The organism is Amycolatopsis cynarae (assembly GCF_026802195.1).
Lineage (GTDB): Bacteria > Actinomycetota > Actinomycetes > Mycobacteriales > Pseudonocardiaceae > Amycolatopsis_E > Amycolatopsis_E rhizosphaerae.
In genome coordinates, this window is sequence record NZ_CP113836.1 from 2218557 (window position 1) to 2234052 (window position 15496).

Below are 15496 nucleotides of genomic sequence, written 5' to 3' on the forward strand. Positions count from 1 at the left end.
TGACCACCGGCAACGCCCGGTAACCACCACAAAGGCGCAGGTCAGCGCGACGGTCGTCATCCGGCGGTGGCGGGGTGGACCGGGCCGATGTAGGTCCCGGGGTGGGTGGCGGAGTCCTGCTTGACCAGGTCGAGGCTGTCGGCCCACGGCATGGTCTGGGTGTTGGTGCTGTTGGGAGGAGTCACCGCCACGTGGGCGACGTGCCAGCCGGAATGGGCGCCGGAATCGTTACCAGGGACGACGGCGCTGGCGGTGAGGTAGGTGAGGTCGGCAGTGGCGTGCTCGCCGGGGCCGAGCAGCACTGGGGCGCCGGTTCCGCCGGCACGGACCAGATCCCAGCTGGTGCCGTCCTCACCTTCGAGGCGGACCCCGGGGAAACCCTGCACGGTGCAGGGAGCGCTGCTCTGGTTGGTCAGGATGATCGGGAGCTTCCACTGCGTGTTGGTGCCATTGACCAGGTCCGGCGACGACTGCGTCACCTTCAGGGCCGTGCAGTTCGGGTGGCCGCCCGCGGTGGCGACGCCCCTGCCGTCAGTGCCTTTGGCGTTCGTGGCACTCGTGGTGTCCGTACCCTGGCGAGTTCCGTTGTCCGGTGTCGCGCTGACGCTGTCCCCGGTGACAACGGCGCCCTGCGGCACCGGCGTGGCGTTGCCCGGCTGGCCGGTCGAGCACGCCCCCAGCGCACCCACCACCGACACCGCGGCAACCGCCATCGCGCCCCGCCGGATCGGTTTCGTGCTGATGTTCATAATCAGTGCCCCCCAAATGGTGCTTGTGCATTTGTCGATGAGCTTTGGTACTTGCCCACGGAGACGGGCGGGACCGCGAAAGCGGTGCGTGGGCGTGATGCACATCACCGTCGGGCAACGCCGTGAAAAAGCGGCCGGGCTGCCGACACCGGCCGAGTGGGACACAAGCGCGTGAGCGTGGGACACAAAACGGCCGTGAGGGGGTCCCTCACGGCCGTTTCGATCAGTGGAGCGGTGTGTGGCTACGAAGTCGGCAGGAGGTGCCGGACCGAACGGATGCTGGCGAGCACGGCGGCGAGGCTGGGAAGCCAGCGCTGGTGGGTGTCCGGGGCGACGAGCCAGTGGGCCAGGTCGTCGGGGCGGCGCTCGTTGGGCAGCGGGATCGCGGTGCCCGCGGTGAGGATCTTGACCTCCGGCGGCAGGGTTTCGCCGACCGAGGCGAGCATGTCGGCCTCGGCGAGCAGGATCGCGACCATGCCCTGCTTGGTCGGCAGGCTCAGCGCGGGACCGGAGCAGCCCTGGCGTGCGAGGGCTGCCAGCACGGGCCCGGCCATCGCCTTGGGGATGGCGACCGCGGTGATGCCGGAACCGGTCACCAGGGTGAGGCCGTCGTTGTGCCAGCGCACGGGCCAGCCGAAGGTCCCTCGGTAGTCCCAACGGGGCGCCGCGGTCGCGGGCATCGGGTTCTGTTCGAGGCGCATGGCAGGTTCCTTCCGCGGCGCGGCACTTCATTGGCCGCTCGCCCTCCTACTGTAAAGGCACTGCGTGCCGTTAGCAAGAGGACCTGTTAGGGTTTTCGCATGTCCGACGAGACCCGTCGCCGTCCGGGCCGGACTGTGGCCGGCCGTCGCCGTCTCCGCCATTCCCTCACCGTGGCGGCCATCGACCTGTTCCACGAGCAGGGTTACGAGGCGACCACCGTCGACGACATCGCCTCCGCCGCCGGGGTCGGCAGGCGCACGTTCTTCCGGTACTTCCGCTCCAAGGACGACGCGATCTTCCCGGACCACGACGAGGTGCTCCGGGACATCGAAGAGGCCCTCGCCGCCGCCGACACGACACGCAACGCGATCGAGGTGACCTGTGAGGCGGTCGGCCTTGTGCTCGACTTCTACCTGGCCGACCCGGACGTCTCGCTCAAGCGGTACGCGCTGACGCGGACGGTTTCTTCGCTCCGTGACAGGGAAGTCGCCAGCGTCGACCGGTACCAGCGGGTGTTCGCGCGGTACCTGCGGGGCCGGTTCGAGGCCGACGGCGAGCCGCTGCCGGACCTGCGCGCCTCCGTGGCCGCCGCCGCGGTCGCCGCCGCGCACAACCACGTGCTGCGGAGGTGGCTGCGCAGCGGCGGCAGGCAGGACGTGCGCGCCTACGCCAAGGAGGCCTTCGACCTCGTGATCGAGGCGTTCCCGCCGGGCGGGCCGCGGCGGAGTCTCGACGGGGAGGACACCGTGGTCGCGGTGCTGCGCACCTCCGCCGCATCGTCCGAAGTGGTCCGGCAGCTCGGCGCCGCCCTGCGCGAGCTGCGTCCGTAACGGCACGGCGTGCCGTAAATTAGTGCGCTGTCGTGGTGCCCGAGCGCGCTTCCCGTGAGGGGACCCCTCACGGCCCTGTTCGGGTGCCCTCAAGGCCGCCTTCAGGGTCCGCGTCCCTCAGTCGAAGCGCGCCGATTCCCCATCGGCGACTGCCTCGCTACCACTGAGCCAAGTGTCACATTCGGCATGCTTTGTCTCTGTTTTCATAACTAATATCGCCGGGTGCCGTTACCTGCCCGTGCCGCGACCGACGTGGCAGCCGAGCCCGTCGACTTCGCCGCGGTGGCGGGGCGGCCGGGCGCGCCGCTGCCCGTGCTGGTGTGCGCGGTGGAGCGGCGGCTGGGGATCGAGTATCCGGGCCGCTGATCGCCCCTCTGCGGAATTCCTTCCGCTGCTTGACTTTTCGATCCGTGTGCTCCCTTCGTGAGCCGGATCGGCCACCCCTCATCGAGACATCACAAGGAAATACATGGGAATCACTCCTGCCGATGGACTGTCGCAGGCGCAGACCGCCGCGCCGTCCCGAAGGGGAGCCCGAGCGAACCCCTGGCTCACACTGGCTTCCGTGGCCTTCGGGCTGTTCATGATCGGCCTCGACGGCAGTGTCGTCGCCATCGCCAACCCCTATCTCAGTGCCGACCTCAACGCTTCACTGGCTCAGCTCCAGTGGGTCACCAACGCCTATCTCCTCGCCCTCGCGGCGATGCTCATCCTGGGCGGCAAGCTCGGGGACCGGTTCGGGCGGCGCACCTTCTTCCTGATCGGGATCGCGGGTTTCACCGCGGCCTCCATCGCCATCGGGCTCGCCGGTTCCATCGAAGGCGTCATCGTGTTCCGTGCGCTGCAAGGTGCCTTCGGCGCGCTCATGATGCCCAACACCCTCGGCCTGATCCGCGCGGTGTTCCCGCCGCGGAAGTTCGGGATGGCGGTGGGAATCTGGGCGACGACCTCGTCGGTGTCCACCGCACTCGGTCCGATCGTCGGGGGACTGCTGGTCGAGCACGCGAGCTGGGAATGGGTGTTCTTCGTCAACGGCCCGATCGGCCTGGCCGGACTGGTCTTCGGCGCGTGCGTGCTGCCGCGGAGCAAGGCAGGCGACGGCGCCCGGCGGTTCGACGTCCGCGGGGTGGCGCTGCTGGCGGCCGGCATGCTCGTCCTGGTGTTCGGGGTGGTCAAGGGCGAAAGCTGGGGCTGGGGTTCGGCCGCGACGCTGGGCTGCCTGCTGCTCGGCGCGCTCGTCCTGGCGGCGTTCGGCTTCTCCCAGAAGCGGCATCCCGACCCGCTCCTGCCGATGCGGCTGTTCCGCAGCCCGGTGCTGACGGTCGGCGCGACCATCGTCGCGCTGAACTTCTTCGTCCTGCTCGGCGTGATCTTCCTGCTGATGCTGTACCTGCAGAACGTCCGCGGCTACAGCGCGGTGATGGCGGGCGTCTACACCCTTCCGCTCAGCCTCGCCAACGTCGTCTCCCCGCTGATCGGCGCGCGGCTCACCGAGCGGTTCGGCCCCCGGCTGACCATGCCGCTCGGCATGGCGCTGCAGGCCGGTGCCGCCGCGGACCTGCTCTGGCTGGACACCGGTTCGTCCTTCGGGTCGATGTGGCCGGGGTTCGTCCTGCTGGGCCTCGGGGTCGGCATGGTGATGGCAGCGGCGTCGGAGGCCGTCGTCGGCAACGCACCGATCGCCGACGCCGGCGTCGCGGGCGGGCTGCAGGCCACGGCACTGCACCTGGGCGGGGCGCTGGGCACCTCGGTCCTCGCCTCCGTGCTGGCGAGCCGGGTGAGCGCCGTCCTCCCGCGCGAACTGGCCGGGGCGGAAAGCGCCGTGTCCCAAGGCTTCGCGCCGGTCACCCCCGCCATGAGCCCGGCGGTACGGGACGCCGTGATCGGCGGGAGTCACCGGGCCTTCGTCACGGGTCTGCACACCGCGATGGCCGTCACCGCCGCGGTGTGCGTGACCGGTGCCGTTCTGTCCATTGTGTACATCCGGCGAGCACCTCTGCGGGATCTCGCGGGTTGACCCGCCGAGCTTTCGGGGTCACACCTTGATCCAGGTGGCGAGGGCTTCGTGCAGGCCCTCACCGGTGGTGCCCTGCCAGGCGACGTAGCAGTCGGGGCGGAGCAGGAGGGCGGAATCCAGCCCGGCGACGGTCACGGTGTCGACGTGCGGGGCCCAGGGACCGGGGTCGAGGGTGCCGGTGGGGTCCAGCAGGAGCGGGCGCCCGGACCGGGTCAGCTCGCGCAGGCCCGGCAGGTCCGGCGCCCATCGGCCGACCAGCGCTCCGTCGGCCGCACCCATCTCGTAGACGAGGTCGGAGCCCGCGAGCAGGTTCGCGATGTGCTGCCTCGCCGGGAGCAGGGTGAGCAGTTCGCCGAACAGTTCGCGCAGTGCCGTGACGTCGCCGCCCGGGCGGATCAGCAATGACTGGGCCTGCGTGTGCATCGCGACGCGGCGCGCCACGGGGCGGCGTTCCGCCTCGTAGCTGTCCAGCAGCCCGTCCGGGGCGTGGCCGCGCAGTTCCGCGGCCAGTTTCCAGCCGAGGTTCACCGCGTCCTGCAGGCCCAGGTTGAGCCCGGGGCCGCCGATGGCGGAGTGCACGTGGGCGGCGTCCCCGAGCAGGAACACGCGTTCGTCCCGGTACTTCTCGGCGATCCGCGTGTTTCCGCCGGACAAACGTCGCATCAGGTGCGGTCCGGGACCGGAGGGCGGCCCGAGCGGTACCTCCGTGCCGAGCACGCGGGCCGCGCTGGCGCGCAGTTCCTCCAGTGAGGCCTCGCCCTCGGCGGGCCGCCCCCACTCCGTCGTGCTGAACAGGGGAGTGCGGTCCGGGAACGGTGCCCAGGCGATCATGCCGTGCTCGGTGCGCAGGTGACGGAACGGCGGCACGACACCGAATCCGGGCACGACGAGCCCGCCGTCCGCGGCCACGCTGCCGGCCGGCACGCTCACGTTCCCGGAGAGCGACACCGAATCGTCGGTGGTGACGCCGGGGAAGCCGATTCCGGCGAGCTTGCGGACCACGCTGTGGCCCCCGTCCGCGCCGACCAGGAACGCCGCCTCGACCGGCGGCCGGTCGCGCACCTCGATCGTCACCGATTTCCCGCCCTGGACCAGACCGGTGACCTCGTGGCCGCGCAGGATTTCGACGTCCAGTTCGGCTGCGCGCGCGGCGAGCATCTCTTCGATGCGGCGCTGGGGAACCGGCAGGGTGTGGAGCGGGTTGTCCGGGAGGTCGTGCAGGTCGAGCGGGAAGGCCCCGAACACGTAACCGGGCGACGGTTCGGGGGTGGTGCCGGGGCCGGCCAGCCGTTCGTACAGGCCGCGCCGGTCGAGCAGGGGCACGACCTGTCCCACCAGGCCGTTCGCCCGCAGTTCGGTCGCGGGTTCGGTGCGCCGTTCCAGTACCAGCGGGCGGATGCCGGCCAGGGCGAGCTCGCAGGCGAGCATCAGGCCGTTGGGTCCGGCGCCCGCGATGACGACGTCGATCATGGTGGTCTTCCCTTTCCGGGCAGGAGGCAGCGGCTCCGTGGCGGCGGTGGTTTCCGGGCCGTGAAAATCCTGCACGGCAACCGCCCCCGCCCGGGCTGACTGTCTGAAGTGGAGTGATCAGGGGGTGGGCAGCCCCGCCGCGATGCGGGCGATGGCTTCTTCGAGCAGGCTCGACACCTTCACCGGCGGGTCGGTGCGGAGGTGGTGTGTGATGGCGGTGTTGGTCGCCGCCATCACCGCGGCGGCGACGAGGTGCGGGTAGAGGTCGTGCTTCGGGTCGGTGCCGGTGCGCTCGGCGACGGCCGCGGTGATTTCGGCCTCGGCGCGCGCACCCGCCCGCAGCATTTCGCCCTGCAGGGCCGGTTCGGTGAGCATCGCCCGGACACCCGCGGTCCATTCGATGGGGTCGGCAACGGGATGGGCCAGGGCGGCGTCGTCCGCCCCGAACCGGGGCAGCACGGAACGCGTGATGGCTTCCCACAGGGGTTCGCCGTCCGGGCGCTCGCGCAGCGCCTCGGCGATCCCCAGACACCGGTCCAGGTGCCGGGCGACGATCGCTTCGCCCTTGCTGGAGAAGTAATTGTTGAAGGTGCGCGGCGAGACTCCCGCGGCCTCGGCGATGTCCTCGACCTTCACCTGGGCGAACCCGCGTTCCACCACCAGCCGGACCGCCGCCCAGCTCAGTGCCGTCCGCGTCTCGGCCTTCTTCCGCTCCCGCAACCCCATGCGACGAGACTAGCAGAAGTTGCGTGGCACGCAAAGATGCGTGCCACGCAACTTTCCGGCAACTGCGCCAGCACTCCGAGTCCGGGCCGCCTCGATGTCGGCCCTCAAGGCGACCTTGAGGGCGTTTATGACCCTCAAGGCGACCTTCAGGGCATCCGGCACCTGCCCAAGTGGGGAACTCAAGCGCACCAGGGTGGACCCGGAAAGATCAGGCGCCCGGCCCGCTGTAGATGTCCTTCGCGGGGGGTGCGGTGACCGCCACGGGCTGGTTCCAGCCGGTGAAGTCCAGCGTGACGTTCTTCTCGTCGGTCATGCGGAGGAGGTAGTGCGGTTCGCTCGCGGCGACATAGGCGACGCCCTCCGGGCTGCGGAAGACCAGCGCGGACGTGCCGTTGACGGTGTCGGTGCCACCGTCGGTGAAGATCGCCGAGCGCATCTGGCCGACCGTGTTGTCCACGAAACCGCCGTAGGCCAGGAAATCCTTGAAGTTGGCCGCCACGCCGTCCCCCAGCTTGGAATCCGAGGACACCCACTTGTCCTTCATGAGGCCGCCCAGCTGCGAGGTGGGCGAGACGCCGAGCTTCTGCAGCATTGAACTCGCGACCTGGACGTAGACGACCTGGCCGACGCGGACCACCGGGACCAGGGTGCCGTCCGTTTCCACCGTGCCGCCGGCGCTGTCCTGGTTCAGCTGGAGATCGATCTTGACCGTGCTTCCCTGGTCGGTCATGGCGCCCTTGACGTGCACCGCCGACGCCTGCTTGTACGCGCTGACCACCGTCGAGCCGACCTGGTCGCCGGTGAGCGCGGCCTTGACAGCGGCCGCCGACATCGCCGCCGGGGACGACGGGGCGGAGGCCGGCGGCGTCGCCGTGGTGGCGGAGCAGGAGGCCGCGGTGGCCGCGGTGGCCGCGGCGGCCACGAAGGCGAGCGCGCGCAGGTGTCGACGAATCATGAAAGTGTCCGTTTCGTGAGAAAAGCCGGGTCCATTGTGGACCCCGAGGGGTATCCCCCGGGCGCGTGGTCCCGTTACCGCTTCCAGATCACGATTCGGAAGGCCGCGGCGAGACGGAAACCGCTTCCGTGCCCTGTTCCACCGGGGCCCGCCGGGTTGGTATCGTTCGCGCGCTGGTCCGGCTCGAAGTGGGGGAGAAACGTGGGACTGTTCGACAAGGTCCGCGGCGAGTTCATCGACATCATCGAATGGCTCGACGACAGCCGGGACACCATCGTCTGGCGGTTCCCGCGTTACGAGAACGAGATCAAGATGGGCGCCAAGCTCACCGTGCGGGAGTCGCAGGCGGCCGTGTTCGTCAACGAGGGCCACGTCGTCGACGTGTTCACCCCCGGCATGTACACGCTGCAGACGCAGAACATGCCGATCCTGTCCACCCTCAAGGGCTGGAAGTACGGTTTCAACTCGCCGTTCAAGGCCGAGGTGTACTTCGTCAACACCCGCCAGTTCACCGATCTCAAGTGGGGCACGCAGAACCCGGTCATCATGCGGGACCCGGAGTTCGGCATGGTCCGGCTCCGCGCCTTCGGCGGCTTCGCGGTGCGGGTGACCGACCCGGCCGCCCTGATCCGCGAACTGGCGGGCACCGACCCGCAGTTCCGCACCGAAGAGGTGTCCGAGTATCTGCGGCAGATCATCGTCAGCAGGCTCGGCACCGCGCTGGCCACCGCGGGCGTTCCGATGCTCGACCTGGCCACCCAGCAGGGCCTGATCGGCGACAAACTGGCCGTGGCGCTGTCCCAGGAACTGGCGCCGGTCGGTATCCAGATCGCGAAGTTCGCGATCGAGAACATCTCGCTGCCGCCCGAAGTCGAAGAGGCGCTGGACAAGCGCACGCAGATGGGCATCGTCGGCAACCTGGACCAGTTCGCCAAGTTCCAGGCCGCGACCGCGATCGAGGACGCGGCCAACAACCCGGGCGGCGCGGGCGAAGGGCTGGGTGTCGGGCTGGGCATGGCGCTCGGCCAGCAGATGGCCGCCGGTTTCCAGCAACCCGGCTACCAGCAGCCCGGCTATCAGCAGCCCGCCCCCGGCTACGCTCCGGCCCCGGGTTACCCGCAGGCCGCCGCGCCCCAGGCCCCTCCGCCCCAGGCGCCGCCGCCGATGCCCGTCCAGGAGCAGTGGTACCTCGGTGTCGGCGGGCAGCAGCTGGGCCCGTTCGACCGCGGCGCGCTCGGCGCGCAGGTGACCGCGGGCACGCTGAACGCGGGCACCCTGGTGTGGCATGCGGGGATGCCGCAATGGCTTCCCGCCGGCCAGGTGCCGGAACTGGCCCCGCTACTGGCGGGCAGCCCGCCGCCGCTGCCCCCGCAGGCCTGAGCGGGGGAGAGAAGCCGCCATGACCGATTCGTTCACGCAAGGCGGAACGACCTCGCCGAGTGCCTTCCCGTGCGGCGGCTGCGGCGCCCGGGTCGAGTTCGCGCCGGGTACCACCGTGCTGCGCTGCCCGTACTGCGGCCACCAGCAGGAGATCACCGCCGGGGACCGCCAGATCACCGAGCACGCGATCGAAGAACTGGCCGTGCTGCCGCGCAAACCCGTCGGCAGCATCGGCAACTACGTGTACGCCTGCCAGCGTTGCGGTGCGCGCACCGAATCCAGCGAATCGGCCACCCTGTGCCAGTTCTGCCGGTCGCCGCTGGTGATGGATCCGAACTCGACCGGTCAGATCGTGCCCGAGGGCGTCCTGCCGTTCCTGCTCGACCAGCGCGGGGTGCACGAGGCGCTGCGCAAGTGGATCTCGTCGCGGTGGTTCGCCCCGAACGCGCTGAAGAAGGTTTCCTCGGCCGAGTCCACCAGGGGCACCTACCTTCCCCATTGGACCTACGACTCGCAGACCTATTCCGCCTATGTCGGGGCGCGCGGCGAGTACTACTACGTCACCGAGACCTACACCGACAGCGACGGGCGGCAGCAGACCCGGCAGGTCCGGCACACCCGCTGGTACCCGGCCAGCGGTCAGGTCAGCCGCTTCTTCGACGACGTGCTCGTCCCGGCGAGCCTGATCGTGCCGCCGGACAAACTCGACAAGCTCGCGCCCTGGCCGCTGGACCGAGCGGTACCGTTCCAGCCGCAGTACATGGCGGGTTTCCACGCACTGCGCTACGACGTGGAACCCGAGCCCGCGCTCGACGAGGCCAAGGTGCGGATGTCCCGGGTCATCCACGAGGACTGCCGCCGCGACATCGGGGGCGACGAGCAGCGCGTCGAGGCGGTCAACACCAACTACGCGAACCTGATGTTCAAGCTGATGCTGTTGCCGGTGTGGATCGCCACCTACGTCTACGCGGGCAAGAACTGGCAGGTGCTGGTCAACGGCAGCACCGGCGAGGTGCTGGGCGACCGGCCCTACAGCAAGGCGAAGATCGCCGTGGCCGTGCTCGTCGCGCTGCTGGTGGTCGGGGTGATCCTGTACTTCGTCGTCACCGGGCAGCACCACCACACCCGGACACGCTGAAAACAGGTTGCCCGGGCTTGGCCGACGGCGCTAGGCTCGCCGCACTTCAAGATCACGCTCTCTGGAAACACAGCCGCAGAACGGGAGCGAGCCCGCGCACGGCAGCGCGGTGCCACGAAGGGGCGGCACCTGATTCGCCTTACCCTTCGGAGGTACCCCTGTGAAGATCGGTCTCGGTCTCCCCATCGATGATCCCGCCCTGCTGCTGACTTGGGCCCAGCGCGCCGACGCCGGCCCGTTCAGCACGCTCGGCCTGCTCGACCGGCTCGTCTTCGACAATCCTGAGCCCCTCGTCACCCTTGCGGCGCTCGCCGGTGCCACCTCGCGCATCCGCCTGCAAACCGAGGTTCTGCTCGCGCCCGTCCACAACACGGCGATGCTCGCCAAGCAGACCGCGACCCTCGACCGCCTGTCCGGCGGCCGGTTCACGCTCGGCATCGGCGTCGGCGGTCGTGAAGACGACTGCCTGGCCGCGGGCATCGACATCCGGCACCGGGGGCGCCGCCTCGACGAGCAGATGCCCCTGCTGCGCCGGATCTGGCGCGGTGAGCCGTACGGCGAAGGCGTCGGACCCATCGGTCCCGCGCCCACGACGCCCGGCGGTCCGGAAGTGCTGTTCGGCGGCTTCGCCCCAGCAGCGATCGAGCGAGTCGGCCGGTTCGGCGACGGCTTCCTCGGCGCGGGGCTGCCGCCGCAGGCGATGGCCGGCCTGTTCCGCGACGTGGAGGCGGCCTGGGAGAAGCACGACCGCTCTGGCAGGCCCCGCCTGGTCGCTCAGGTCAACGTCGCCCTCGGCCCGGTGAGCACCGTCGAGCAGGCCGGACGCAATATCCGTGACTACTACGCATTCACCGGCCGCGCCGACTACATGGCCGACGGTCTGCTCACCACGCCGGAGACGATCCGTCAGGCGGTCGACGACCACGTCCGCATCGGCGCCGACGAAGTCATGCTCTACTGCTGGTCCCCGGACATCGACCAGATCGACCGCCTTGCCGATGCCCTGTTCTAGGGACTGCGGCAGCCTCGACCGGGATGACGCCGGGAGCCTGCGGGGCGGAGGGGGTGCCGGGTTCAGCCCATGGTTTTCGCGCCGTCCAGGGATTCGCGGATGATGTCGGCGTGGCCCGCGTGCTGGCTGGTCTCCGCCAGGATGTGCAGCAGGGTGCGGCGAGCCGACCAGCGCGCGCCCGGTTCGAACCACGGTGCCTCCGGCAGGGGATGGGTGACGTCGAGATCGGGCAGCGCGGCCACGATCTCTTCCGTGCGGCGTGCGACCGCGTCGTACTCCGCCAGCACGCCGTCCAGCGTCTCGCCCTCCAGCAAGCGGAACTCGTCGGCCCAGCGTGCCCGCTCCGCCTCGGTCAGCTCGCTGAAGTTCCCGATCGCCGATGGGCCCTCCACCAGGAAGTTCGCCCAGTTCCGTTCGACGGCGGTGACGTGCTTGATCAGGCCGCCGAGGCACAGTTCGCTGGCCGTGGTGCGCTGCCGGGCCTGCTCGTCGCTGAGGTTGCGCACCGTGAAGCGCAGGAAACGGCGATGCTGGGCCAGTGTCGCGAGCAGGTCGGCCCGCTCGGTGGACAGGGTGCTGGTGAGGTCGCCGGTCATGTCTTGATCCCTTCGTGTCGGTTCCCACCCCACGTTATGTGGCATAGCGGTCACTTTCCGGCCTCAATGGGAGGAAAGTGGAAGCCATGGCGAACACGAGTTCCCGCACCCTGCGGCTGCTGTCGTTGTTGCAGACCCACCGGTTCTGGCGAGGCGCCGAACTGGCCGAGCGGCTGGAGGTTTCGGCCCGCACACTGCGCCGTGACGTCGACCGGCTGCGCGAACTGGGCTATCCCGTCGAGGCGAGTCGCGGGGTCGACGGCGGGTACCGCTTGGCGGCGGGGGCGGCGCTGCCCCCGCTCGTGGTGGACGACGAGGAGGCGGTCGCGCTGGCGGTGGGCCTGCAGTCCGCCGCACAGGGCGCGGTCGCCGGTATCGAGGAGTCCTCGCTCCGGATCCTGGCGAAGGTGATCCAGGTGATGCCCGCCCGGCTGCGCCGGCGGGTGGAGGCACTGCGGGCGATGACGGTTCCCGCGACCTGGCAGCCTGCCGGGGGAGCCGGGGTCGATCCTGCCGCCCTGACCACGGTGGCGCTGGCCTGCCGGGACAGTGAACGGCTCACGTTCGGCTACACCACCGCCGACGGACGGCGCGGTGACCGGCAGGTGGAACCGCACCGGCTGGTCTCGCTCGGGCAGCGGTGGTACCTGGTCGCCTACGACCTCACCCGGCACGACTGGCGCAGCTTCCGCGTCGATCGGCTGAGCGCTCCGGCGGCAACGGGCGAGCGCTTCCGCCCGCGGGAACTGCCCGCCGAGGACGCGGCGGATTTCGTCCGCGCGGGAATCGGGAACATGCCCCCCGCCTACGAGGTGGAGGTGCTCGTCCACGCCCCCGGCGAACCGGTGCGGGCCCGGGTGGGGCGGTGGTGCACGATCGAGGACCTCGGTCCGGACCGGTGCCTGCTGCGGATGACCACCGAATCGCTGGACTGGGCGGCGTTCGCGGTGGGACTGACGGGCGCGGAGGCCGAGGTGCGGGCCCCGCGGGTGCTGGCCGACCAGTTGCGGGAATGGGGACGGCGGTTCATCGCCGCCGCCGACGGCGCCGTCCACTGAGGACGGTCTCAGCCCTGGGCGGTCGGCCGGACCACGATCTCGTTCACGTCGACCTCGGCCGGTTGCTCGATGGCGAACGCGATGGCACTGGCGATCGCGTCCGGCGGGATCGCGATCCGGTCCCGGGTGTGCAGGAGTTGTTCCCGCACCTGCGTGTTCGTCGTCGTCTCGGCGAAGGCGGTCTCGACGAAACCGGGGGAGACGGTGGTCACCCGCAGCGTTTCGCCCGCCTCCTGGCGCAGACCTTCGCAGATCGCCCGCACGGCGTGTTTCGTCCCGGCGTAGACCGCCATGCCCGGCACGATGCGGAACGCGGCGGTGGACGCCGTGGTGACGAAGTGGCCGCCGCCCCGCGCCCGGAAGACCGGCAGGGCGGCGGCGATGCCGTACAGCAGTCCCTTGATGTTGACGTCCACCATCCGGTCCCATTCGTCCACGCGGAGGTCGTCCAGAGGGGAAACCGGGCCGATGCCCGCGTTGCCGACGAGAACGTCGAGCCCACCGAACCTCCCGCACGCTTCGTTGACCAAAGTGGACAGATCTTCCCGCCGGGTTACATCCGTACGAACGGCCACCGCCGTGCCGCCCGACCGCGTGATCCTCTCCGCGAGTGCCGTCAGGCGATCCGAGCGGCGTGCGCCCAGGACGAGCCGTGCACCGCGTTCGGCGAGCAGTGTCGCGGTCGCCTCGCCGATTCCGCTGCTGGCACCCGTGATCGCCACGACCTTGCCTTCGATTCCGGACATGCCGCCCCTTTCGGTTCCGGAGCCAGGACAGGCTCCTTTCACCGCCCAGTTTCGGGCCGGTTCAGCCTGGTATCCAGAATCAACTCATGCTGGAACCAGGAGTGCCACGGTCGATGCCGGACCCGGTCGAAAGGCGGCGCGAGCTCGGCGTTTTCCTGCGCAGCCGCCGTGAGCGGGTCGCCCCCGCCGAGGCCGGCCTGCCGCCGACCGGGCGCCGCCGGACGCCGGGCCTGCGCCGGGAGGAACTGGCGCTGCTCGCGGGGATCAGCGCCACCTGGTACACCTACCTGGAGCAGGGCCGGGACGTGCGCGCCTCCGACCAGGTGCTGGGGTCGCTCGCTTCGGCGCTGCGGCTCGACACCGCCGAACGCGATCACCTGTTCCGGCTCGCGGGAAGCGAACGGACGCCCGGTTCTCCCGGCCCCGAACAGGTCACCGCCGAGGCGGCCGCCGTGCCGTTCCTGCTCCAGCCCGCCCCCGCCTATCTCATCGATGCCACCTACGAGGTGCTGAGCCACAACGACGCGGCCGTGACGCTGTTCCCGTTCCTCGACGGGCCCGGGCAGCCGCCGAACTTCGCCCGATGGGTCTTCCTCGACCCGGCGGCCCGCGACGCCGTGGTCGACTGGGAGTCCGAGGCGCGCGGTCTCCTCGCCCGGCTGCGCACCCTGGCCGCACGCCGTCCCGGTGACCCCCGGTTCGCGCGGCTCGTGGAGGAACTGCACGCCGGCAGTGCCCAGGTGCGCCGGTGGTGGCCGCGCTACGACGTGCAGGAACGGCACGGCGGCCGGAAGCGGCTCCGCCTGGCGGACGGGCGGACGAGGGAGTTCGCCTACACTGCGTTCCACCTCGCTGGGCGGCCGGACCACACCCTGGTGGTCTATGCCGGACGGCCAGGGCCTCCGGCAAAGTCGTGTCGCTCGGCCGCGCGAGTCCCACCCTCCTGTGCTTGTGTCCCACCTTCGTGCGCTTGTGTCCCACCTTCGCCGGCCTGAGTTCCACGTTCGGTCCGGATGAGCAGGACACCGGGCTGGCGCCGGGATCTTGGCGTTCTTCCCGCCCCGGTCAGGGGGACGGGCAGGCGGCGGTCGAGCCGCGCACGATGAGTTCGGGCTGGAAGAGGTATTCGGTGCTGGGCACCGGCAACCCGGCGATCTCGTCCAGCAGCGCCCGCACCGCGGCCGCCGCGATGGAGGAGACCTGCTGCTGGATCGTGGTCAGCGGCGGATCGGTGAACGCGATCAGCGGGGAATCGTCGTAGCCGATGACCGAGAAGTCCCGGGGCACCGACAGGCCGCGCTTGCGCGCCCCCCGGATCGCGCCGAGTGCCATCAGATCGCTCCCGCACACCATCGCCGTGCAGCCCTCGTCCAGCAGGAACGACGCCGCGGAATGCCCGCCCTCCACCGAGTACAGCGAGTTCACGATCAGCCGTTCCACCTCGTCGTCGCCGGCCACAGGGGCCATGAGCCTGCGGAACTCCTCCGCCTTGCGGCGGGACGGGACGAACCGGCTCGGGCCGACCGCGAGGCCGATCCGCTCGTGCCCCAGTTCCCGCAGGTGGGCGATCGCGAGCTGCACGGCCGCCGCGTCGTCGTCGGAGAAGAACGGCGCCTTCACGTCCGGGGCGTAGCCGTTGACGAAGACCACCGGCAGGCCGCGTGTGATCAGCCGCGTGTAACGGTCGCGGGAAGCGGTCTGATCCGCGTGCAGGCCGGAGACGAACACGATGCCGTCCACACCACGCTCGGTCAGCGCCTCGATCAGCTCGTCCTCCGTGGCCGCTCCCGGCGACTGCGTGCACAGCACGGAGGTGAACCCGCGCATGGTCAGCGTCCGGTCGATGACCTGCGCGAAGGCGGGGAAGATCGGGTTGTTCAGCTCGGGGATGATCAACCCGATCAGTCCGGCGTTGCGCTGCCGGGAGCGGACGGGGCGGTCGTAGCCGAGCTGGTCCATCGCGGCCAGCACGGCCTGCCGCGTGGCCGCCGCGACTCCCGCCTTCCCGTTGACGACCCGGCTGACGGTCGCCTCGCTCACCTTGGCGAGCTCGGCGATGTCGGTGAGGCGGACGGGCTCGGTCATCGATGTTTCGCTATCTCTTCGGTGGGTTCGCG

Annotated in this window: 16 protein-coding genes; 8 read left to right on the top strand and 8 right to left on the bottom strand. The window is 70.4% G+C overall.

Features of this window, described 5'->3' with window-relative positions; translation table 11 throughout:
* Positions 1-56: 56 nt before the first annotated feature.
* Complete coding sequence (locus tag ORV05_RS10480) at positions 57-749, bottom strand: DUF4232 domain-containing protein (RefSeq protein WP_268758261.1); 693 nt, start codon at positions 747-749, stop codon at positions 57-59.
* A 242-nt stretch (positions 750-991) separates the two neighbouring features.
* On the bottom strand, positions 992-1450 hold the full coding sequence (locus ORV05_RS10485) for a hypothetical protein (protein WP_144586728.1): 459 nt from the start codon (positions 1448-1450) through the stop codon (positions 992-994).
* A gap of 99 nt (positions 1451-1549) precedes the next feature.
* Between ORV05_RS10485 and ORV05_RS10490 the strand changes: the two genes are divergently transcribed.
* The 3 genes from ORV05_RS10490 to ORV05_RS10500 all read left to right on the top strand — a co-directional run bounded on the left by ORV05_RS10490 (position 1550) and on the right by ORV05_RS10500 (position 4298).
* Entirely contained in the window at positions 1550-2281 is a 732-nt protein-coding gene (locus ORV05_RS10490; RefSeq protein ID WP_268758262.1) for a TetR family transcriptional regulator, read from the top strand.
* 222 nt (positions 2282-2503) lie between these two features.
* The gene (locus ORV05_RS10495; protein ID WP_268758263.1) at positions 2504-2647 is read left to right on the top strand and encodes a hypothetical protein; all 144 of its coding nucleotides are present in this window, start codon (positions 2504-2506) and stop codon (positions 2645-2647) included.
* A 103-nt stretch (positions 2648-2750) separates the two neighbouring features.
* Complete coding sequence (locus ORV05_RS10500; RefSeq protein ID WP_268758264.1) at positions 2751-4298, top strand: MFS transporter; 1548 nt, start codon at positions 2751-2753, stop codon at positions 4296-4298.
* An 18-nt stretch (positions 4299-4316) separates the two neighbouring features.
* Here the strand turns inward: ORV05_RS10500 and ORV05_RS10505 are convergent, their stop codons facing one another.
* From ORV05_RS10505 to ORV05_RS10515, 3 genes are all read right to left on the bottom strand, one after another.
* Positions 4317-5768 carry an FAD-dependent monooxygenase gene (locus ORV05_RS10505; protein ID WP_268758265.1) on the bottom strand — a complete coding sequence of 484 codons (1452 nt, stop codon included), beginning with the start codon at positions 5766-5768 and terminating at the stop codon, positions 4317-4319.
* 117 nt (positions 5769-5885) lie between these two features.
* Positions 5886-6494 (bottom strand): acyl-CoA-like ligand-binding transcription factor, encoded by a 609-nt coding sequence (locus tag ORV05_RS10510; RefSeq protein WP_268758266.1) that lies wholly within the window; start codon positions 6492-6494, stop codon positions 5886-5888.
* A 208-nt stretch (positions 6495-6702) separates the two neighbouring features.
* The gene (locus ORV05_RS10515; RefSeq protein WP_268758267.1) at positions 6703-7449 is read right to left on the bottom strand and encodes a hypothetical protein; all 747 of its coding nucleotides are present in this window, start codon (positions 7447-7449) and stop codon (positions 6703-6705) included.
* Between the two features lie 201 nt (positions 7450-7650).
* Here ORV05_RS10515 and ORV05_RS10520 point away from each other — a divergent pair, with 201 nt between their 5' ends.
* The 3 genes from ORV05_RS10520 (at position 7651) to ORV05_RS10530 (ending at position 10979) form a co-directional block, all read left to right on the top strand.
* Complete coding sequence (locus ORV05_RS10520) at positions 7651-8829, top strand: SPFH domain-containing protein (protein WP_268758268.1); 1179 nt, start codon at positions 7651-7653, stop codon at positions 8827-8829.
* 19 nt (positions 8830-8848) lie between these two features.
* Complete coding sequence (locus ORV05_RS10525; RefSeq protein ID WP_268758269.1) at positions 8849-9967, top strand: hypothetical protein; 1119 nt, start codon at positions 8849-8851, stop codon at positions 9965-9967.
* Between the two features lie 160 nt (positions 9968-10127).
* Positions 10128-10979, top strand: coding sequence for an LLM class flavin-dependent oxidoreductase (locus ORV05_RS10530; RefSeq protein ID WP_268758270.1), 852 nt, complete (start codon positions 10128-10130; stop codon positions 10977-10979).
* 62 nt (positions 10980-11041) lie between these two features.
* Here the strand turns inward: ORV05_RS10530 and ORV05_RS10535 are convergent, their stop codons facing one another.
* Entirely contained in the window at positions 11042-11575 is a 534-nt protein-coding gene (locus ORV05_RS10535; RefSeq protein ID WP_268758271.1) for a DinB family protein, read from the bottom strand.
* A gap of 86 nt (positions 11576-11661) precedes the next feature.
* Here ORV05_RS10535 and ORV05_RS10540 point away from each other — a divergent pair, with 86 nt between their 5' ends.
* Positions 11662-12633, top strand: coding sequence for a helix-turn-helix transcriptional regulator (locus tag ORV05_RS10540; RefSeq protein ID WP_268758272.1), 972 nt, complete (start codon positions 11662-11664; stop codon positions 12631-12633).
* A gap of 8 nt (positions 12634-12641) precedes the next feature.
* On the opposite strand, the gene ORV05_RS10545 is transcribed toward ORV05_RS10540, so the two are convergent.
* Positions 12642-13379 (bottom strand): SDR family oxidoreductase, encoded by a 738-nt coding sequence (locus ORV05_RS10545; RefSeq protein ID WP_268758273.1) that lies wholly within the window; start codon positions 13377-13379, stop codon positions 12642-12644.
* An 86-nt stretch (positions 13380-13465) separates the two neighbouring features.
* Between ORV05_RS10545 and ORV05_RS10550 the strand changes: the two genes are divergently transcribed.
* Entirely contained in the window at positions 13466-14374 is a 909-nt protein-coding gene (locus ORV05_RS10550; RefSeq protein WP_268758274.1) for a helix-turn-helix transcriptional regulator, read from the top strand.
* 70 nt (positions 14375-14444) lie between these two features.
* Here the strand turns inward: ORV05_RS10550 and ORV05_RS10555 are convergent, their stop codons facing one another.
* Positions 14445-15464: a LacI family DNA-binding transcriptional regulator gene (locus ORV05_RS10555; protein ID WP_268758275.1), complete on the bottom strand. Its 1020-nt coding sequence runs from the start codon at positions 15462-15464 to the stop codon at positions 14445-14447.
* Between the last annotated feature and the right edge of the window lie 32 nt (positions 15465-15496).